The sequence below is a fragment of the Acinetobacter sp. SH20PTE14 genome (assembly GCF_021391555.1).
In the GTDB taxonomy this organism is placed as follows: domain Bacteria; phylum Pseudomonadota; class Gammaproteobacteria; order Pseudomonadales; family Moraxellaceae; genus Acinetobacter; species Acinetobacter amyesii.
On sequence record NZ_CP090067.1, the window covers coordinates 2,289,626 to 2,309,389 of the forward strand.

Below are 19,764 nucleotides of genomic sequence, written 5' to 3' on the forward strand. Positions count from 1 at the left end.
TTCAAAACAATTGATCAAATAAAATACAATTGATATTTTTTCAAAATAAGCAATCATAGCTATGCCCAATGCTTGTGAAAGATTTAAATAAATAGGCCATTAAAAATAAATTCTACACTATCAATCTATAAACATTCTTTTCTCTTACTTTTAATTCTACCTTTGACAACCCTTGTATTAATTTCTGACTTGAATTTTAAGTCTGATATCCATTTTTAGCATTGCTTAAAAATACTAATGAATAAGATTGCCGTCTCAAATTAAAATCTAAGACAAAAAAAAGCCCCTGTATCACTACAGGGGCTTTTTTGAATTTGGCGGAAGCGGTGAGATTCGAACTCACGGAGGACTCGCGCCCTCGTCGGTTTTCAAGTTATTGGGACTTACACTTTACTGGGCTTTATTAACATTTAGTAAGCCATACATTCCTTTACAAAACAATGCCTTGAAGCTATATTTTGTTTTATGTAGCTTGTTTATGCTTTCCCTGTATCGCTTACAAATTGCTTACGAGTTACAGTGCAAAAAAGGCAAGCGACTACGCCAATAGCCCTTGCCTGTGGTTATATCCCTACTAGGAAACAACAAATGAATCATACTACATTTATCACCAACTACAATGTCGGTGAGGAGTTCTATCATGCCTAAGTTGACTAAGAGCTTCATCGACAAATACCCTGCACCAATCAGCAAAGATAAATTTGAATGGGATACTGAATTAAAAGGTTTCGGTATTCGAGTTACCCCTAAAGGTCGTGTTAGCTTTATTGTGCAAAACCGTGTTAATGGTCGCTCGGAACGTATTACTATCGGGCAGTATGGTGTCTTTGCCCCTGACCAAGCACGTGACATTGCCCGCGAGCATTTACGCACAATGCGCATGGGTACAAGCCCAACAGCGCAGGCAAAAGCACATGCGTTAATGTCTATTACGTTGCGCGAAGTTTGCGACTCTTACATTAAAGACAGATCGCTTAAAGAAAGTTCACAAAGTGAAATTCGCAGACATGTGACCACAAGTTTTGAAGCATGGCAGGATACTCCTATTGCAGCAATTAACCGTGAGGATGTGAATAAACGCTACAACCAACTTAAAGAACATGGTTTACGTGGTAATGCCCCTGCACCTGCCCAAGCTAATCAAGCATTCAGCGTATTACGAGCATTAATTAATTACGCAATGGATGAATATAGAAAGGAAGATGGCACACCATTAATTCAGGAAAACCCTGTAAATATTCTTAAAAAGAAAATGGTGAAATTAAAACCTCGTACCAGTCGTATTCCTGATTCTAAGGTAAATGATGTTTGGAATTACCTGTGGTCAACAAGGGAAACTGCTTTTAACCGTGAAACTCTAGCAAGCATTGATTTAATCATTTTCTTAATGCTCACAGGCGCACGATTAGGCGAAGCTCGTTCTTTAACTTGGGATAGGGTCAATTTGGAGGAAGCATGGTGGCATATACCCGACCCTAAAAACCACAATCCTGTTTATTTACCCTTATCAACTCAAGCAATAGAGCTGCTCAAAGCTAGACCTAGAACAGACGGCTCACCTTTTGTTTTTGCTTCATGGTCAAAGTCAGGGCACATTATTGACCCTAGAGATTCATTGAAACGTATGAGTGAAGTTGCTGGAACACCAATTACAGCACATGACCTTAGACGGACGTTTACCACAATAGGAGTGGCGCATTGTGGTATTGATTTAAACAAGGTTGAATTGCTGACAAACCATGTGCCTAAAGGGGTTACAGCAATTCATTATTTAGAAACTACACACTTGCAATATTTACGTCCCGAAGTTCAGCAAGTGGCTGATTGGATTGATAAAAGTAAATCATAAAAAATCATTTGTGTATTAACATAAAACATAATATAGTTGTTTTTAACTGCAAACACCTCGCTTAATATTCACGTAACATGGGTTACATTATTAAGCTTGTATCTATCATGGGATAGAGGCTTCAAGGTTAATTTAAACTTGAGCTATCTGTCCCTTTTTTATTGCATGTCAGATAGCTCATTACTAAAGGAACTTTTGACATGACTATTTCAGCAAACAATCATAAAGATTTACTGACGACTAAAGAAGCCGCTTCATTACTTGGCTTTAAAAAGAATACCCTTGAAATATGGCGTACTAAAGGTAAAGGACCACAATTTATTAAAGTGGGATCAGATACCCAGTCACGTGTCCGCTATTTACGGTCAACCTTAATGGCATGGCTTGAAGCACAAGCGCATTCGAGTACGTCTTCGTATTCAGTTCAAACCTCCGACAAATAATTAATTTTCTGTTCTAAACCTTAAACGTATTGCGCTTATTGAAACCTGTGTCCAACACCTCTCCCGACCTAAGCCTATCGTAAACATACAATCAAAAAAAAGACTGCCGTAGCAGTCTTTTTGATAGGAATAAACTGGCATGAATAGCTTAAACCATACCCCCATTTTACCACAGCAAACTACACAAGGCAGCCAAGCCCAACAGCAATCCTCTGCCATTATTAATAATTCAAATCAATGGGTTAACCTTCCCGACGAGCTAAAAGAGCGTGCTCAATGGGTTGTAGCAGACAAGAATAAAACTCCATATCAATGTAATGGACGTAAAGCAAGCCCAACAGACCCATCTACATGGACAGATTTCCATACTGCCTGCACATACGCAAAACAGCATGACTTTAATATTGGGTATGTCTTATCCGCACATGACCCATTCACATGTATTGACCTAGATATTAAAGCAGATACCCCGCAAGAACAGCTTGATCGTGCAAGCAGTATTATAAAAACTTTTAATAGCTATACTGAGTATTCTCAAAGTGGAAAAGGCTTCCATATATGGGTTTATGGTAATATTGGAAAAGGACGCAGACGTGATAATGTAGAAATATATTCTCAAGAACGATTTATTATTTGTACTGGTAATACTTTAAAAAGTGAACCCATTAAGTATAAGAAAGACATATTAGATAATATCGTTTCACAGCTACATGATGACAAAGGACAGTTCGAACCATTGCCTGACCAACCTCAAATTGAATCGGATGAATCAATTATAGAAAGAGCTTGGAATGCGGGAAATAAAGAAAAATTTCAAGCATTATGGAATGCTGAATTAGATACAGATTTACAAGTTATTGGTCGTGACCACAGTCAAGACGATTTATCTTTGATCCAAATGCTTGCATTCTATACCAACAATAACGCACAACTTATTCGCCTGTGGCATCTGTCAAATCTTGGGCAACGCGAAAAAGCAAAGATTAATTCTTATATTGAATCAACAATTAGAAAAGCACGACAATTTCAAGCGCATGATGAGTATGAGGCACAGATTGGTAAAAAAATAGCTGACAACCTACTCGCAAGATATAACTCTCAAAAGCCTATCCGTACAAATAAATTTGTCCCAACTAATCTGTCAGATGTAATGAAACGACCTCCTATGGAATGGTTCGTTCATGGGGTATTACCTAAAAAGGGTCTAGCCACAATATATGGCTTACCTGCTACTGGAAAATCATTTCTAATGCTTGATTTACTTTTTGCAATTTGCAAAGGTGAAGAATGGTTTGGAATGAAAACAAAGCAGTCTAAAGTTGCCTATATTAATCTTGAAGATATACATGGTATGGGAAATCGCTTACATGCTTATCAGGAAAGAAAAGGTTTAATCCCTGATGATGACTTTTTAAACTATGAAATTTCTTTAAACTTTAAAGAGAAAGACCATGTAGAAGAATTAATTAATTCTATTAAAGAATATGCACCAAATTGTGGTTTAGTTTGTATAGATACCCTAGCTCAATCAGCAAATGGAATAGATGAAAATTCATCTACTGACATGGGTATGGTTATCGGTAAACTTAAGAAATTATCATCTGAATTAAATTGTTTAGTCCTTATCGTACACCATTCAGGCAAAATCCAAGGAAGTGGAATGCGTGGTCATTCCAGTTTACTTGGTGCTGTAGACTGTGCAATTGAAATATCATCTAACGGTTCTACAAAAAAATGGAATATTGCAAAATCCAAGAATGGTGCAAATGATATTGAACGACAATTTCATTTAGAGCCTGTTCCTTTGGGTATGGATGAAGATGGAAACCCCATTTCTTCGGCAGTTGTCACGCCAGTAATTAATATTCAAGCAATGAATAACCACAATAAAGATTCAAAAGGTGATGCAAATAAGGACAAGCGTATTTTGCAAGTGATACATGATAATCCTGCTAGTCCTCAAAAACACTGGGCGGAATTATTAGGTTTTAATCCTGATACAATGACAAAGCAGAAAATTAGACTTATTAAAAATGGCTTTTTAACTGAAAACGGTAAAACAGTTACTTTGACACTAAAAGGACTGGATTTACTTAAAATATAATTATAAAACAATGAGTTGCAGAGTTGCATTATATCTGCAACTTTCCCCTTAAAAGTTGCACATGAAAGCAACCGAGTTGCACATGCAACTCGTACTTGCAACTTTACCATTAACCCATTGTTTTTAAATAAGTTGCATATGCAACTTAATGTGCAATTTAAACAACAAAAGTTGCACAGTTGCACATATACCCCCCCCCTTTAGGGGGGGTTATGCTAATGCAACTCACGCTAACCACAGCAACAGCTCTTTATATTCACATTCTTCTTTTTATATAACTTCGTTCATTTATAACTATTTCTTAATTCAATAGATTACATGCTTAAAAGCAATAATTATTAATACTGTGGTTAAAAATACGATTACTTGCTGCTAATTAAATTTATTAAAACCCTTTACCCCAAATACAGGTTTAAACATAGCGAAATTAGCACGACTTTCAGGGGTAAATAACCTCTTTGCGCACTCGGTTGGTACAAGGGTACTGGCTACCCTAAAAACTCGCTTAAAACGGCTATTTTTCGCACTATAAAAATGCTTGTTTGTACCCCCATATAATTTGTTATTTGCTGTAAATAATTTGTATCTATTTGATTTCGTCGCCATTTTAATTTGTTTTTCGTATGTTGTAAGCAATAAGTAATTATGCAACCAATATGCGAGTTCAAAATGTCTATATATCCTCTAATTACTCCATCACTACATCCTGACAATATCAAGCACCTTCAAGGCTATGATGAAGAAACTGCTTCTTATGTTCACATTGCTGCACAAGCATTGAGTGAAGCCTACGAAGGTATCAATGATATTCATAAAGCACGTGAAGCAAGTAAGCGAAATCCTGTTTGGAATGAAGCAGCTCAATTAATCCAAACTGATGATTTTGCAAATAAGAAACTTCTTAAAATTACTAAATCTATTGATTCTGCAAATGCAAATCTAAGTAAAAGCATTGCACATATTGAAAAGGAGCTAACCACACCTTTGACAGCAGGTGCTAATGACCCTGTGGCTAATGAAATACGTTCGCATGTTAAAAATATGAATAACAGCAAGCGTCGCAAATTTATTGAAGAAGCACAGCAGAAAAAAGACTTGCAAACACTTCAAGCCCTTTTAGGTGCTCCATCATACCTTTCAGGCTTAACTGATATTGAAGTTCAACATTACACACGTCAGCTCCATGAAATTCAAAATCCTGCTTTAGCTAAGCGTTTAAAAGTTATGAAGAATGCAGCAACGTTACTGGGTGAACGTGGTGGCTTGGTATTTAGAGAAGTAGAAAAAGCAGTGGGTAAACCATCACATGTTATTCAAAAACTTCGTAAAGCAAAAAATGAAGCAGAACAAGCGTTCATTTTAAAAGACCAACGTGTCGATCTTTGAAATTGATAATTAATAGTTTAGATCAAGGAATTGTAATGACCACAAATTCAAAGACTAAAACAGCAGGAAATCCAAATTGGCGTAAGGGGATGAACTCCCCTAACCCACAAGGTCGTCCAAAAGGGATTATTGATAAACGAATGAAAGTAAATCAATCCCTACTAGCTGATGCTGATGATATTGCCAAAGTAGTGATTCAATCTGCTCTTTCAGGCGATATGCAAGCGGCTAGCTTAGTCCTTTCCCGTATTGCACCAACACTTAAAGCTCAGACTGAAACAGTCCAGTTTGAATTAGATGCCACAGCAAGTGTTACCGAACAAGCCCAGTCTGTTTTACAAGCTATTGCTGACGGCAATGTTGCGCCTGATGTGGGTAAACAAATCATTGAAGCGATTAATGCTTTAAATGGTATTCGTCAGATTGACGAGTTAGAACAACGTATTAATGCATTGGAGAAACACTAATGAACCTGCCAACACGAGAAGAATATGAATTTTTACGTTTTAAATTTACACAGGATATTGCACATGGTTCACCAAGTGAACGTTTGGTTGCAATGCATAATCTAATATACATCATGGGCTTATATGCTTCTAGCGATGAACTTGAAGAAGTATTTATTAAACCGCTATTTGCAAAGCTTGAAGAAAAGCTAAATAGCCCATTACACCCATTTAGCGACTATGTACCCCCTACAGTACCAGTAACGGTTAAAACCATGCTACAGGGGCAACCGTGGGCACAATACCCTAACCCTAATTGTGGTCATACCGATAATGGCTAAGGTATTAAAAGACTTTCAAAGGCGTTTAGCTAAAGTCGAAACCAACAGAAAGAATAAAGCGACTACTATTAAATTAGTAGCCGCTTTTCCACCTATTTTGTCTTATGATGAATGGGAAGCTATTGCTGTACCACATCAACAACAATTAGTTGACGATACTAGAACTTAGTCACCAATATCAGGAATAAAAACCTGCTTTAAAGGGATTAAAGCTCTATATTGTGGTTTAAAATCTTCATAATAACGATAAATTAACTCTACAATCTCTTTACCATCAATAAGTCTTAACCGTGATTTATTCGTAGCTTTACTCTTTGCTTGATTACTATAACTTCCAAGATTAACAAATAAAGCATATTCGCCATCTTCAAGAGTACCTAAAAGTTGATTTATTTCAGGTAAGCCATTAGATGTTAAAGTTTTTTTACATTGAACCTTAATAATAGGGGGTTCGAAGCCAAGTGTATCCTTGTGAGCAATAACATCAACACCGCCATCACCCGACCTCTGAGTAACCCTAGCAACATACCCCATGCATTCAAGCAAATGAGCGACAAATTCTTCAAACTGATAACCGTTTAAATGTTGATGTAATCTGCGAATAATAAAATCTTCAGTTGAATATTTTGCTGTTTCATTAATTACTTTAGTTACTGTTTCATCATCGGGTATTTCTTCTTGTTCTAATTCTTGCTCTTGTAACTCAACTATTGGGTCTTTATTTATTGTAGCTTGGTATTCAATACCTACAGCATTTAAAAAATCACCTGCTGTTTTCTTAATTTCAAACAACGTAATGTAAGCACCAATTTCATATAACGCTACTTGAGAAAAATTGTTACGTGGGACTCCATTAGGTGTTAGCCATGTTACAGGACGACGATTTAAATAAGCATCTTCGTCTTCAGAATTAGCTCTCTCATAATCTCCACTAATAATACCAATATAGACCAATCTATCCGATTTGCATGGGTATACCACATAATCTCCTGTTTTTACCACATGCATAAATCTGTAAATTGTGGCTACCTGAGTTCGGATAGAAGGCATTGAAGAATCAGGTTGCTTTGCTTGCAAAGCAAATTTAAAGGCTTCCCTATCAGCATCAATCTGACTTAAATCACCTAACTCTGACCAGCCAATTCCAATGTAATTTTTTTCAACTGGCTCAGTTCCAACATGTACGCCCATGTGTACACCCCAAACAGTCGGAGTATCAGACATTTATTAACCTTAAATACTTGTAATTTATGCCGTTCAGCATATCTTAAATAAGGATTAATTTGAATATGAGTATTATTGTGGGTATCGTTTCTGAGTTTAAAAAATTTGATGCTGATCTTAAAAATCCGAACTGGTCAGTATCTTCAATTAGCTCTAATAATGAGCTAATTGTTAGTTTATGGGGTCATAAACCTTTATTATCTAAACATCCAACTGAAAGAAAACAGGTTTATCGTGACCGTATTGATAGATGGTCTGGTAATGGACGTAATGAATTTAAGAAAAACCTTGATCTTGCATTAGAAGAAAAATTAAAAATTAGACCTATTATAGCTATGCTCGATAAAAGCTCGGATTTTCAAAATATTTTAGATGGCAAAGATGGCAGCCAATACCCTAAAAGATTTAATGCAAAAACCAATTGGATCGGTGAATTAACTATTTGGGATGGTATCCAATTTGAGATTGTATTTAGTCTTGAACAATAATTTAAACTCAAACCAAGTTTTTATTATGCTTACTACAGGCTTACCTTGCATAAACCCCAAATACAACAAAGCCCTGAGTATGTCAGGGCTAAGTCATTGATATTTGGCGGAAGCGGTGAGATTCGAACTCACGGAGGACTCACACCCTCGTCGGTTTTCAAGACCGGTGCATTAAACCGCTCTGCCACGCTTCCATGTGCGCCATAATACGGAGGTTTTATTCATCTGACAAGTAAAAATTACAACTAAACCATTCAAATGAATATTGTTTCGCCAAATCCTTAAAGTTTAGCCGCAAGCTCCGCACCTTCACGTATTGCGCGTTTCGCATCTAACTCTGCTGCTAGTTTTGCACCACCAATAATATGGTAATTGGCAAGGGTTTTCTCACCCTGTTCTGGCATCAAATGCTTTACCGATTCCTGACCTGCACAAACGACAATCGTATCTACACGTAATAATTGATCATGCCCTGCATATTCAACCCAAAGACCTTCATCAGTAATGGCTTTGTATTGAACACCACGCAGCATACGAACCGCATTTTTCTTTAATTGTGCACGATGTACCCAGCCTGATGTTTTACCTAACCCAGCACCAATTGCAGTTGTTTTACGTTGTAATAAGTAGATTTCACGAACAGGAGGTTCGAGCTCAGCAGCCTGCATACCACCTTCTGTTATGTAGTTTGGATTTGGATCAACACCCCACTCCCGCTGCCAATCCGCTAAAGGCATTGGTTGTGGCTGATGTGGTGGTTTGAGTAAAAATTCAGATACATCAAAGCCAATGCCGCCTGCACCAATCACAGCAACTTTATTGCCCACAGCTGCGCCTTTCAGCACTTCTGCATAAGACAAGACATTCGGTGCATCACTACCTTCAATTTTTAAGCTGCGAGGAACCACTCCTGTTGCAATAACGACTTCTTCAAACCCTTCACGTTCAAGTTGTTCACGGTTTACACGTGTATTTAAACGCAAATCAACCCCTGTTTTTTCGATTTGAACTTTAAAGTAGCGAATCGTTTCGTGAAATTCTTCTTTGCCGGGAACGACTTTCGCCAAATTAAATTGACCACCCACCTCTGCACCAGCTTCAAATAATGTCACCGCATGGCCTCGGCTTGCCGCAACCGTAGCTGCAGACATGCCTGCCACGCCACCACCGACGACTGCAATACGCTTCGGTTTTTTGGTCTTTAAATAAACCAATTCAGTTTCATATGCCGCTCGTGGGTTAACCAAACACGTCGCACGCTGATTTTTAAAAGTATGATCTAAGCAGGCTTGGTTACAGGCAATACAGGTATTAATTTCATCGACACGGTTGGTCGCCGTTTTATTTACCCAAAATGGATCTGCCAAGAATGGACGCGCCATTTGCACCATATCTGCCTTGCCTGAAGCTAAAATTTCTTCAGCTGTATCTGGCATATTGATACGGTTGGACGCAATGACAGGGATCGCAACATGTTTTTTGACTTCAGCGGTATAGTCCACAAACGCTGCGCGAGGCACTGAGGTCACAATTGTCGGAATACGTGCTTCATGCCAACCAACCCCCGTGTTCAGCAACGTCACACCTGCTGCTTCCAAAGCTTTGGCAACAGTAATAACTTCTGCCATGGTGTTCCCATCATGGACCAAATCGAGCAATGACAAACGGAAGCAGATAATAAATTTCTCACCCACTTCAGCACGTATTGATTTCACAATATCAACCGCAAGGCGCATACGATTTTCAATTTCACCACCCCAACGGTCTGTCCTTTGGTTGACATGACGGCTTAAAAACTGATTCAACAAGTAGCCTTCTGAACCCATGATTTCAACACCATCATAGCCGGCCTTATGTGCAAGACTTGCCGTTTTGACATAATCATCAATGGTTGAAAGAATTTGTTTGTCCGTTAATTGACGTGGTTTAAAAGGTGAAATCGGAGATTTAATCGGACTTGCTGACACTGCAAAAGGCTGATAGCCATAACGCCCAGCATGCAAGATTTGCATTAAAATTTTGGCACCATGTTTATGTACTGCATGGGTCACCAAGCGATGCGGAGCAATATCACCTAAAGTATTCATGGTTCCGCCAGCAGGTAACAGCCAACCTTGACGGTTTGGCGAAATACCGCCTGTAATAATCAGGCCGACACCACCTTTCGCACGCTCACCAAAATAAGCCGCAAGCTTAGGATAATTATAAAAACGATCTTCCAGCCCACTATGCATGGACCCCATCACGACACGGTTTTTAATCGTGGTAAAGCCCAAATGTAAAGGCTTTAAAATATTTGCATAGCTAGTCGTTGTCATGCTGAATCCTTATTTTGGCTTTGCAACTTGTTGCATAATACTTTAGCGGTTTTTTTATATTTTGGGATGACAATTTAGAAAATATTCTTCGCCTTTATGGTCAATACCTCCGGATATATTAATCCTTTAACCATAAAAAAAGCCGTGAACTTTCATATCACGGCATGTTGTTTTTAAAGCATTATTTCCAGTTTTTCAGCTTGCTGGTTTGTCCAATCCCGACATTAAAACTATTAGTCGGATCCAGTTTTTGATAATGATTTTTTAATGCAGGCTTCGCCACATACAAATGCCCAACATTGTGTTCTGCAGGATATTCAGCCCCACGGTCATCGAGTAAATGCCACATTGCATGTTCCATTGCCAAAGGATCTACACCTTTTTTCACAATATAATCTTGATGAAAAACATGACAGAGAAAATGTCCATAATAGAGTTTATGGATAATTTGCTCATCCATGGCTTTCGGTAAAGTTTCCACCCATTCTCGATCATTGCGACGTAATGCAATATCCAGTGCAACAATTTCTTCCACTTCTGAACGATGCGTATCACGATATCGAATGGCAGCACCTGCCACCGCAAAGCGATGTAAAAATGCCTTACGACCTTCTTCATCCGTACATTTAAAATAATTGCCTGAGGTTTTATCTAAAAAATACGTTTTCAAATACGCATCAACTTGATCAACATCCTGATTTTCAATACGAATCATCAAATGATGTTCATATAAATCACGAAATTCATTCATACGTTTTGGCAGATGATTCGGCATAAATTTAGTGACAAGTTGTAAAACTTTATCCGACAAACCTCGCAAGCCCAGTTTTTCTAAATAGCCATCGACTTTATCTTTCATGGCAAAAGCAGCAGGAACTTTTGCAGTGCCAAATTTTTCAATAAATACAAAAGAGTCTTTGCCGTACTCAGCCCCAATATCGTATGCCTTGCGATGAATGTACTCACCTGCAATCGGGAGGCGTGCAAGATCTTTTAATAGAAAACGACGAATTTCTGTTAAGTCATCTTGCGAATTGGTTCCCACATAAAACACCTGACTAGGAATTTTTTCAAAGGTATCTAAGCGTACTGCAAAGACACAGACCTTACCTGCTGAACCCGATGCTTCAAATAAACGACTTGGATCGGCATTAAAACGTGCAGGCGTATTTTCATCGACTTGTTTAACGTCATGTGAGTAGCGTTGATCTGATGCACAGCAACTTGAATTATTCACAATATCATTGATTTGATAATTTTTATTTTCCAGCGCTGTGAGGATTTCTTCAGGCGTATTGCCAAGATTGACACCTAGATGATTGACCAACTCTAACTCACCTGACTCATTCACTTGTGCATACAGTGCAAGCTCTGTATAGGCAGGACCGCGGCGCACCAAAGCACCCCCTGAGTTATTGCACACGCCGCCCAAAACCGATGCCCCAATACATGAAGAACCAATCACCGAATGTGGTTCACGATTATATGGCAGCAAATCTTTTTCAAGTTTGTCTAATGTGGCACCCGGTAGACAAATCACTTGCTTGCCTTCATTAATCACTTGGATGCCAACCAAACGACGTGTACTTATCAGCACCACAGGACGGTCATAGTCATCACCAAACGGCGTTGAACCACCTGTCAGACCTGTATTGGCGGCTTGCATAATCACAATACAATTTGCATCCACAGCCGCTTGCAGCACTTGCCATTGCTCAAGCAAAGAGCCCGGTGTAACCACAGCCAATACTTTTCCTGCACCGTAACGGCGACCTTGGCGGTATAAACGTGTGTCTTTATCTTCAGTTAAAACGTGTTGCTTACCGACGATGTTAATGAGGTTTTGAATGGTTTGTAATGATTGAGTTTGCATGCTCGTAGAATTTTCCATTTTCATTATTTTCTCTCCTCGCTAAAGAGGAATTGCATTGTTATGCAATAAAAAAATATTGATTTACATATTTTAAACAACGTAGGTTTATTTGCACATATCAAAAGTTTTTAGTCATTGTTATTAAAATCTATAATGAATATCCCTTCTCCCTTTGGGATGAGTAGCAATGCTACACAAGAGGGTTAGGAGAATTATTCAATAAATAACTCTCCCTAACCCTCTCCTTCAAGGAGAGGGAACTTTCATTGTTAATTTTTTTGATGACGAATAACTTTCCCAAGAGATCTATTCAAAAAATCACCCAGCCAACTCTTTCTCTAACTTCACCAAACAATCAGATGTAATATCCGCAATGGTTTTTGCACCTGTTAACGTCATCGCAACACGCATTTCTTTATCAATCAGTTCTAGAAGATTAGAAACACCTTCACCACCTGCTGCACCGAGCGCATAAACAAAGGCACGACCGAGCATACAGGTATCCGCACCCAAAGCCAGCATACGCACCACATCTAAACCATTTCGAATACCAGAGTCCGCAAGGATTTTAATATCGCCTTTTACTGCATCTGCAATTGGCGGTAATGCACGCGCTGATGATAAAACCCCATCGAGCTGACGGCCACCATGGTTTGACACCACGATGCCATCTGCACCAAAACGCACAGCATCTTTGGCATCTTCAGGATCAAGTATGCCTTTAATGACCATTGGGCCATCCCAAAATTCACGAATCCACTCAAGGTCTTTCCATGAAATCGATGGGTCAAAGTTATTCCCCAACCAGCCGATATAATCTTCTAGACCTGTTGGTTTGCCCAAGTATTTAGAAATATTCCCTAAGTCATGCGGACGACCTAATAAACCCACATTCCACGCCCAATGTGGGTGGAAACACGACTGCATATAACGACGCATGGCTGCATTTGGGCCACTCATCCCTGAGTGCGCATCACGGTAACGCGCGCCCGGAACAGGCATATCCACGGTAAACACCAAAGTTGAACAGCCAGCTGCTTTGGCACGTTCTAAGGCATTTTTCATAAAGCCACGGTCACGTAGCACATACAACTGAAACCACATGGGACGCTGAATCGCTGGCGCCACTTCTTCAATTGGACAAACTGAAACGGTAGACAGCGTAAATGGAATGCCCTTTTTATCTGCGGCAACGGCTGCTTGAACTTCACCACGACGTGCATACATCCCGGTTAAACCCACAGGTGATAAAGCCACAGGCATCGATAAGGTTTCATTAAACAGTTGGGTTTCTAGACTCAGCTGTGACATGTCATTCAGCACACGTTGACGCAACGCTATTTTTGATAAATCTTCTACATTACGCTTTAAGGTATATTCGGCATACGCCCCGCCATCGATGTAATGAAATAAAAATGGCGGTAAACGACGACGTGCCGCTTCACGGTAGTCATTGGCAGAAGAAATAATCATGCTTATATCCTGTTTAATCGACTGGCACGCTGACGTCGAGCTTCTTCTTCATCAATCATACGCACCTGTTGTACTACAAACTCAATGTGTCCACAGACTGCTTTACGTGCAGCTTCAGGATCACGACGTTCAATTGCATTCATGACTTGAAAGTGCTGATCATGCAATTGATCAAATCGGTGTGCTTCGCTATAAACTTTTCGACGACCTAAAACGACATTAAATTGCAACAGATCAAATAGACCACGCATCATCTGAATCAACACTAAATTATGTGATGCTTCAGCAATTGCTAAATGAAATTTGGCATCTGCACGCGCTGCTTCATCGTTATTGCCTAAAGCCTGAAAATGATTGATCTGATCATAATAATGTCGGATATGTGCCAAGTCCTCTGCTGTAGCACGTTGTGCCGCATACCATGCGGTACCACCTTCCAAAATAATGCGCGCCTCTTGCACATCAAAACGGTAGGCAGGGTCTTCACTAATCAAACTGCTGATGGGCTGCACAATTTGATAACTCGACCAAGTCGCAGGTAATTGCTTTAAAAAAGTCCCCGCACCGACTTTACTGACCAACACGCCCATGCTGGTCAATTGAGAAATCGCTTCGCGTAAAGAGGTGCGTGAGACGCCTAGTTGTTCACACAGTTTCCGTTCAGCAGGCAGACGATCTCCAACTTGCATATTGCTTTCTTCAATCAATACACGAAGACTTTGAACAGTTTTATCAGAGACTTTCATCTGCTTTCCTTAACGTTGTTACACAATGCGTGTTATGGAATCATCCAAGGGAACACATAAGCTTGTAGGGTGATTAAAATCCCCATCATGATTGTGAACGTTATACTGTGTTTTACGGTAAAACGGAATAAATCCGACTCTTTACCTACCAATCCAACTGCCGCACATGCAATTGCAATGGACTGCGGAGAAATCATTTTTCCAGTCACACCACCACTGGTATTGGCAGCAACGAGTAATACTTCTGGCACACCGATTTGTTGTGCAGTAGTTGCCTGTAATGCAGCAAATAGTGCATTGGCTGACGTATCTGAACCCGTAAGGAAGACACCAAGCCATCCTAAAAATGGCGAGAAGAAGGTAAAGGCTTGGCCTGTATGCGCAAGTGCCAATGCCAATGTTGCCGACATCCCTGAATAGTTGGCGATAAAAGCAAAAGACAACACCATCCCAATCGAATAAATTGGAATTTTTAATTCATTAATAGTTTCACCAAAGGTCACAATTGCTTCTTTAGGCTTCATTTTTAAGAAAATAATGGTAATGATCGCAGCAATGACAATTGCCGTACCTGTTGCCGAAAACCAATCAAATTTATAGATAGCATCGTAGTCCTTCATTTCAGGTACAACTGGCGGCATCTTTTGAACCAATTGATGTAAAAATGGCACTTTGATTGAAATAACTAAATCATGTAAGGCACCGTCTTTAGTAAATAAATCTTTAAACGGTTTAATACTCCAGATCGTGACCATCACCGTTAAGATCGCAAATGGCGACCACGCTTTTGCAATTTGACCTAAGCTATATTTTTGCTGTTTTTGCGCAGCAACATCTTCACTCATCGTCGCATCTTGATCTGCAAAGCGGAAAATATGTTTAGGCTGCCAATATTTAAATAAAATCGTTAATGACACTAAAGAGGCAATCGCCGCAGTAATATCGGGTAATTCAGGACCGACAAAGTTCGACGTTAGATACTGTGCAATCGCAAAACTACTCGCGCCAACAACCACAGCAGGCCAAGTTTCCTTCACACCGCGCCAGCCATCCATAATCGCCATAATCCAAAACAGTACAATAGGCACCATAAATGGCAGCTGTCGACCAACCATCTGACTGATTTCCATCGTATCAACACCAGACACTTGTCCAGCAACGATAATTGGAATACCCATCGCACCAAAAGCCACTGGCGCAGTATTGACGATCAGACAAAGACCTGCCGCATATAAAGGCTTAAAGCCTAAACCTACCAATAGTGCTGCGGTAATCGCCACAGGGGCACCAAAGCCCGCCGCACCTTCTAGGAAAGTACCGAAAGCAAAGCCAACTAACAGCATCTGTAATCGTTGATCTTCAGTAATGGAAAGAATCGAAGAACGGATGATGTCAAACTGCCCTGTTTTGACTGAGATTTTATACAGGAACACCGCACCAATAATGATCCATGCAATCGGCCATAAACCGTAGAAGAAACCGTAGACCATCGAAGCCAATGCCATAAGCGCAGGCATGTCATAGGCAAATAAAGACACCAACAGTGCCAGTACAACCGTGATCGTACCTGCCACACTGCCTTTTAAACGAAATACAGCAAGCGCCAAGAAAAAAAAGATAATCGGAATGAGCGCAATTAAACTTGATATCCATATATTCCCCATTGGGTCATATATTTGCTGCCATTGAAGCATTGTCATCTCCTTGAAATGCTTACTAAGATTTAATTATTGAGCAATATCAGCATGTGGTCTTTTCTCATTGGTATGACCAATATAAAAATCAAAGACATAAAAACTCATACTATTGCTGAAATACTCCGCAATTTTTAAATATTTCAACTCAATCATTCAAGCTTTTCTTGTTTTTGGTATGACCAATATAAAATACAAAAACATTATTTTTCCGTTTAAAAATCTCCATATCAACTTTTAAATATCTGTTTTGTATTTATTATTTACAACTAAACTTTATAAAATATACTTTAGTCTAATAACCACGCTTTGTTTGACCTCAGTCTCATTTCAATGAAAAGCATAAAAACCAAATTAACCCAATAATGGTATGACCATTAATTTAAATCAAATAGATTTCTTTATATTTACATCCTATTCCATTCAGAAAACGCATTTTCCGCCCGCAAAAACTGGATGAAGTATTCACCAATAGATTTCAACGATCATTTTTTTCCACCTCATCGCTTGTATCTCATGATTTTTTAGAAAAACCCCGCAGAAAAGTGCTACAATCATGCACATATATGTATTCTTTCAGGCCACCCATTCTCGGTGCCTATATTTATATCGTTAGGATTAACAATGACTGATAATGCAACTATCTTGCAGAATGTCCCAGTTGGCAAAAAAGTTGGTATTGCCTTCTCTGGTGGTCTAGATACTTCAGCTGCGCTTTTGTGGATGAAACAAAAAGGTGCAGAACCTTATGCTTACACAGCAAACTTAGGTCAACCTGATGAAGACGACTACGATGCGATTCCAAAAAAAGCGGAAGCGTATGGCGCAGTTAAAGCTCGCTTAGTTGATTGTCGTTTACAACTTGCTTTAGAAGGTATTGCGGCTATTCAATGTGGCGCTTTCCACATTTCAACTGGTGGTATGCCTTATTTCAACACGACTCCTCTTGGTCGTGCAGTTACAGGTACGATGCTTGTAACCGCAATGAAAGAAGATGACGTAAACATCTGGGGTGACGGTTCGACTTATAAAGGTAACGACATTGAACGTTTCTATCGTTATGGTCTGTTGACTAACCCATCGCTAAAAATTTACAAACCTTGGTTAGACCAAACCTTTATTGACGAATTAGGCGGCCGTGCAGAAATGTCACAGTTCCTGATCGACAATGGTTTTGACTACAAAATGTCAAAAGAGAAAGCGTACTCAACTGACTCAAACATGTTAGGTGCGACTCACGAAGCAAAAGATCTTGAATACCTTAATGCGGGTATCAAAATCGTAGACCCAATCATGGGCGTTGCGTTCTGGAAAGATGACGTAGAAGTAAAAGCTGAAGAAGTTTCTGTAACTTTCGAAGAAGGCTTCCCTGTTGCATTAAATGGCAAACGCATCGAAAACCCAGTTGAGTTCATTCTTGAAGCTAACCGTATCGGTGGTCGTCATGGTCTAGGTATGTCAGACCAAATCGAAAACCGTATCATTGAAGCAAAATCTCGTGGTATCTACGAAGCTCCGGGTATGGCGCTTCTTCACATCGCTTATGAGCGTCTTGTGACTGGTATTCATAACGAAGACACCATCGAACAATACCGCATTAACGGTCTTCGTTTAGGTCGTCTTCTTTACCAAGGTCGTTGGTTCGATTCTCAATCTTTAATGCTTCGTGAAACTGCGCAGCGTTGGGTTGCTAAAGCAATCACTGGTACTGTGACTTTAGAACTTCGTCGTGGTAATGACTACACTATTCTAAACACTGAATCTCCTAACCTCACTTATGAAGCTGAGCGTTTAACTATGGAGAAAGGTGATTCTATGTTTAGTCCTGCTGACCGTATCGGTCAATTGACTATGCGTAACCTGGATATCACAGATACTCGCGCTAAATTAGGTATCTACACAAACTCTGGCTTACTTGCAGTAGGTACAGGTTCTGCAGTGCCTCAATTAAAAGACAAAAACAAATAAGATTTGTTGAGTCATAAAAAACCGCGCATTTTGCGCGGTTTTTTATTGCCGATTTCAGAGAAGTTCTCAATTTTATTAAATATTAAGCCACATGTGCTGAACGAATCGACTGATAGTAAATTTGATTCCGGCCTAATTGTTTCGCACGATACAACGCCTGATCGGCAATATTTAACAGTTCATCCTTCGTCATATTTTCAGCACGATATACCGTAATACCCAAACTAATAGTGACGTGATTTGAAACCTGTGATTTGGCATGTGGAATTTCTAAACGATCGATTGCTTTATAAATATTTGACGCTACCGCATAAGCACCATGCGCATCGGTTTCAGGCAATAAAACCACAAATTCTTCACCACCATATCGCGCTACAAAATCCATATGTCGAATGGCGTTTTTAATGGTTTTGGCAATGGTTGAAATTACATCATCGCCTTTTTGATGACCGTAGAAATCGTTATAGTTTTTAAAATGATCGACATCGATAAATAGCACAGCAAGCGAGGTGTTATTACGCCGAGATTGCTCATAAAAGGTATCGAGCATTTCATCAAAAGTACGTCGATTTGAAATCTTGGTTAATTCATCATGCTGACTTAAATGTAAAAGCTCTGTGGTATGAATACGATGGATTTTTTCACTAATATCCGCACGGAGCATATTCAAAAATATCATCCGTTCACGCGCACATAACATCTTACTGATTGCAAAACCCAATACACAGCTTCCAATTAGTACACGCCCCAACACCATCACATCAAATTTCACTTCTAATGAAAAAAGCATCAACATGGTGACCACAGCAGCCAACAATCCAGACATCAACATTTGGACCGGTTTTACCCCCGTCAAAATATAGCTCAAGATGTAAATCATACAAAGGATCATCATGGCCTGATGTTTAAGTGCTTCGGTATACACGGTCATGGTGAGCCAAGACATTGAAATAACAGCCCAAAACACTACAAACATACTGGCATGTGAAAAATAAGGCTTCAGACGGTCGTAACGAGCAAAGGCATATAAAGTCAGAAGACACAGCGCACCATTGAGCTGACCAAGCAAACAACGAATAAAATCATGCACAAAATGCTGTTGATTAATTATCCAGTAATCTCCGGGAATGATCAGCATCGTGAGCACAAAGTAGATCAACACTCCCATCCAAAAAAAATGACGTATGTTGGTTTGCGCACGATCGAGGCTTAAAGTCCAAAATTGAGTTTCCAGTTTTTTAGGAAACATTTCCCCTACACGGCGAGTTTGCCGTGTAATCAGTTCCTCTATTTTTTCTTTATCGTATTGCAACTTTGCAAGGTTATACTTGTATTCCATTTCCAAGCATTTATCTAATTCTTTTAGTCATTTAAAAATACCACAGTTTTATTCTTTATTTATATCTGTTCA

Annotated in this window: 16 protein-coding genes and 1 tRNA gene; 9 read left to right on the forward strand and 8 right to left on the reverse strand. The window is 39.4% G+C overall.

The annotated features are described in order from the left end of the window. The first annotated feature begins 640 nt into the window (after positions 1–640). From LXF01_RS11350 to LXF01_RS11380, 7 genes are all read left to right on the forward strand, one after another. Entirely contained in the window at positions 641–1,849 is a 1,209-nt protein-coding gene (locus LXF01_RS11350; RefSeq protein ID WP_233944356.1) for a tyrosine-type recombinase/integrase, read from the forward strand. Positions 1,850–2,049: 200 nt separating this feature from the next. Beyond that, positions 2,050–2,292 carry a helix-turn-helix transcriptional regulator gene (locus tag LXF01_RS11355; protein WP_000155629.1) on the forward strand — a complete coding sequence of 81 codons (243 nt, stop codon included), beginning with the start codon at positions 2,050–2,052 and terminating at the stop codon, positions 2,290–2,292. A gap of 139 nt (positions 2,293–2,431) precedes the next feature. Beyond that, complete coding sequence (locus tag LXF01_RS11360; RefSeq protein WP_233944357.1) at positions 2,432–4,396, forward strand: AAA family ATPase; 1,965 nt, start codon at positions 2,432–2,434, stop codon at positions 4,394–4,396. A 669-nt stretch (positions 4,397–5,065) separates the two neighbouring features. Beyond that, positions 5,066–5,782 carry a hypothetical protein gene (locus LXF01_RS11365; protein ID WP_004998932.1) on the forward strand — a complete coding sequence of 239 codons (717 nt, stop codon included), beginning with the start codon at positions 5,066–5,068 and terminating at the stop codon, positions 5,780–5,782. 35 nt (positions 5,783–5,817) lie between these two features. Then, positions 5,818–6,249 (forward strand): DUF5681 domain-containing protein, encoded by a 432-nt coding sequence (locus LXF01_RS11370; protein ID WP_004998933.1) that lies wholly within the window; start codon positions 5,818–5,820, stop codon positions 6,247–6,249. Continuing rightward, positions 6,249–6,569, forward strand: coding sequence for a hypothetical protein (locus LXF01_RS11375; protein WP_233944358.1), 321 nt, complete (start codon positions 6,249–6,251; stop codon positions 6,567–6,569). The genes LXF01_RS11370 and LXF01_RS11375 overlap by 1 nt, the downstream gene beginning before the upstream one ends. Next, positions 6,562–6,738, forward strand: coding sequence for a hypothetical protein (locus tag LXF01_RS11380; RefSeq protein WP_233944359.1), 177 nt, complete (start codon positions 6,562–6,564; stop codon positions 6,736–6,738). Before LXF01_RS11375 ends, LXF01_RS11380 begins: the two co-directional genes overlap by 8 nt. On the opposite strand, the gene LXF01_RS11385 is transcribed toward LXF01_RS11380, so the two are convergent. After that, positions 6,735–7,793 (reverse strand): restriction endonuclease, encoded by a 1,059-nt coding sequence (locus LXF01_RS11385; protein ID WP_225530189.1) that lies wholly within the window; start codon positions 7,791–7,793, stop codon positions 6,735–6,737. The two genes, LXF01_RS11380 and LXF01_RS11385, sit on opposite strands and share 4 nt — an antisense overlap. A 65-nt stretch (positions 7,794–7,858) precedes the next feature. On the opposite strand from LXF01_RS11385, the gene LXF01_RS11390 reads away from it, so the two are divergent. Next, entirely contained in the window at positions 7,859–8,281 is a 423-nt protein-coding gene (locus tag LXF01_RS11390) for a hypothetical protein (protein ID WP_179988560.1), read from the forward strand. Between the two features lie 104 nt (positions 8,282–8,385). Here the strand turns inward: LXF01_RS11390 and LXF01_RS11395 are convergent. The 6 genes from LXF01_RS11395 to lldP form a co-directional block, all read right to left on the reverse strand. Then, a tRNA-Ser gene (locus LXF01_RS11395) sits at positions 8,386–8,475 on the reverse strand. Positions 8,476–8,562: 87 nt separating this feature from the next. Beyond that, the gene (locus LXF01_RS11400) at positions 8,563–10,599 is read right to left on the reverse strand and encodes an NADPH-dependent 2,4-dienoyl-CoA reductase (RefSeq protein ID WP_233944360.1); all 2,037 of its coding nucleotides are present in this window, start codon (positions 10,597–10,599) and stop codon (positions 8,563–8,565) included. Between the two features lie 181 nt (positions 10,600–10,780). Next, positions 10,781–12,472 carry a D-lactate dehydrogenase gene (gene dld / locus LXF01_RS11405; RefSeq protein ID WP_233945465.1) on the reverse strand — a complete coding sequence of 564 codons (1,692 nt, stop codon included), beginning with the start codon at positions 12,470–12,472 and terminating at the stop codon, positions 10,781–10,783. Positions 12,473–12,790: 318 nt separating this feature from the next. Further along, positions 12,791–13,945, reverse strand: coding sequence for an FMN-dependent L-lactate dehydrogenase LldD (gene lldD, locus LXF01_RS11410; protein WP_078192909.1), 1,155 nt, complete (start codon positions 13,943–13,945; stop codon positions 12,791–12,793). 2 nt (positions 13,946–13,947) lie between these two features. Then, positions 13,948–14,691 (reverse strand): transcriptional regulator LldR, encoded by a 744-nt coding sequence (lldR, locus tag LXF01_RS11415; protein ID WP_180123769.1) that lies wholly within the window; start codon positions 14,689–14,691, stop codon positions 13,948–13,950. A 32-nt stretch (positions 14,692–14,723) separates the two neighbouring features. Beyond that, positions 14,724–16,391, reverse strand: coding sequence for an L-lactate permease (lldP, locus tag LXF01_RS11420; protein ID WP_233944361.1), 1,668 nt, complete (start codon positions 16,389–16,391; stop codon positions 14,724–14,726). 618 nt (positions 16,392–17,009) lie between these two features. Between lldP and argG the strand changes: the two genes are divergently transcribed. Next, positions 17,010–18,353: an argininosuccinate synthase gene (gene argG, locus LXF01_RS11425; protein WP_078189146.1), complete on the forward strand. Its 1,344-nt coding sequence runs from the start codon at positions 17,010–17,012 to the stop codon at positions 18,351–18,353. A gap of 82 nt (positions 18,354–18,435) precedes the next feature. On the opposite strand, the gene LXF01_RS11430 is transcribed toward argG, so the two are convergent. Next, a complete protein-coding gene (locus LXF01_RS11430) occupies positions 18,436–19,692 on the reverse strand; it encodes a GGDEF domain-containing protein (RefSeq protein ID WP_180055963.1) in 1,257 nt (418 codons plus the stop codon). Between the last annotated feature and the right edge of the window lie 72 nt (positions 19,693–19,764).

Bases quoted from the DNA above. Each gene is read 5' to 3' on its own strand.
- LXF01_RS11390 (WP_179988560.1), top strand. From the start codon at position 7,859: ATGAGTATTATTGTGGGTATCGTTTCTGAGTTTAAAAAATTTGATGCT.
- LXF01_RS11375 (WP_233944358.1), top strand. From the start codon at position 6,249: ATGAACCTGCCAACACGAGAAGAATATGAATTTTTACGTTTTAAATTT.
- LXF01_RS11385 (WP_225530189.1), bottom strand. From the start codon at position 7,793: ATGTCTGATACTCCGACTGTTTGGGGTGTACACATGGGCGTACATGTT.
- dld (WP_233945465.1), bottom strand. From the start codon at position 12,472: ATGCAAACTCAATCATTACAAACCATTCAAAACCTCATTAACATCGTC.
- LXF01_RS11400 (WP_233944360.1), bottom strand. From the start codon at position 10,599: ATGACAACGACTAGCTATGCAAATATTTTAAAGCCTTTACATTTGGGC.
- lldR (WP_180123769.1), bottom strand. From the start codon at position 14,691: ATGAAAGTCTCTGATAAAACTGTTCAAAGTCTTCGTGTATTGATTGAA.
- LXF01_RS11365 (WP_004998932.1), top strand. From the start codon at position 5,066: ATGTCTATATATCCTCTAATTACTCCATCACTACATCCTGACAATATC.
- LXF01_RS11355 (WP_000155629.1), top strand. From the start codon at position 2,050: ATGACTATTTCAGCAAACAATCATAAAGATTTACTGACGACTAAAGAA.
- LXF01_RS11360 (WP_233944357.1), top strand. From the start codon at position 2,432: ATGAATAGCTTAAACCATACCCCCATTTTACCACAGCAAACTACACAA.
- LXF01_RS11380 (WP_233944359.1), top strand. From the start codon at position 6,562: ATGGCTAAGGTATTAAAAGACTTTCAAAGGCGTTTAGCTAAAGTCGAA.
- LXF01_RS11430 (WP_180055963.1), bottom strand. From the start codon at position 19,692: ATGGAATACAAGTATAACCTTGCAAAGTTGCAATACGATAAAGAAAAA.
- lldD (WP_078192909.1), bottom strand. From the start codon at position 13,945: ATGATTATTTCTTCTGCCAATGACTACCGTGAAGCGGCACGTCGTCGT.
- LXF01_RS11370 (WP_004998933.1), top strand. From the start codon at position 5,818: ATGACCACAAATTCAAAGACTAAAACAGCAGGAAATCCAAATTGGCGT.
- lldP (WP_233944361.1), bottom strand. From the start codon at position 16,391: ATGACAATGCTTCAATGGCAGCAAATATATGACCCAATGGGGAATATA.
- LXF01_RS11350 (WP_233944356.1), top strand. From the start codon at position 641: ATGCCTAAGTTGACTAAGAGCTTCATCGACAAATACCCTGCACCAATC.
- argG (WP_078189146.1), top strand. From the start codon at position 17,010: ATGACTGATAATGCAACTATCTTGCAGAATGTCCCAGTTGGCAAAAAA.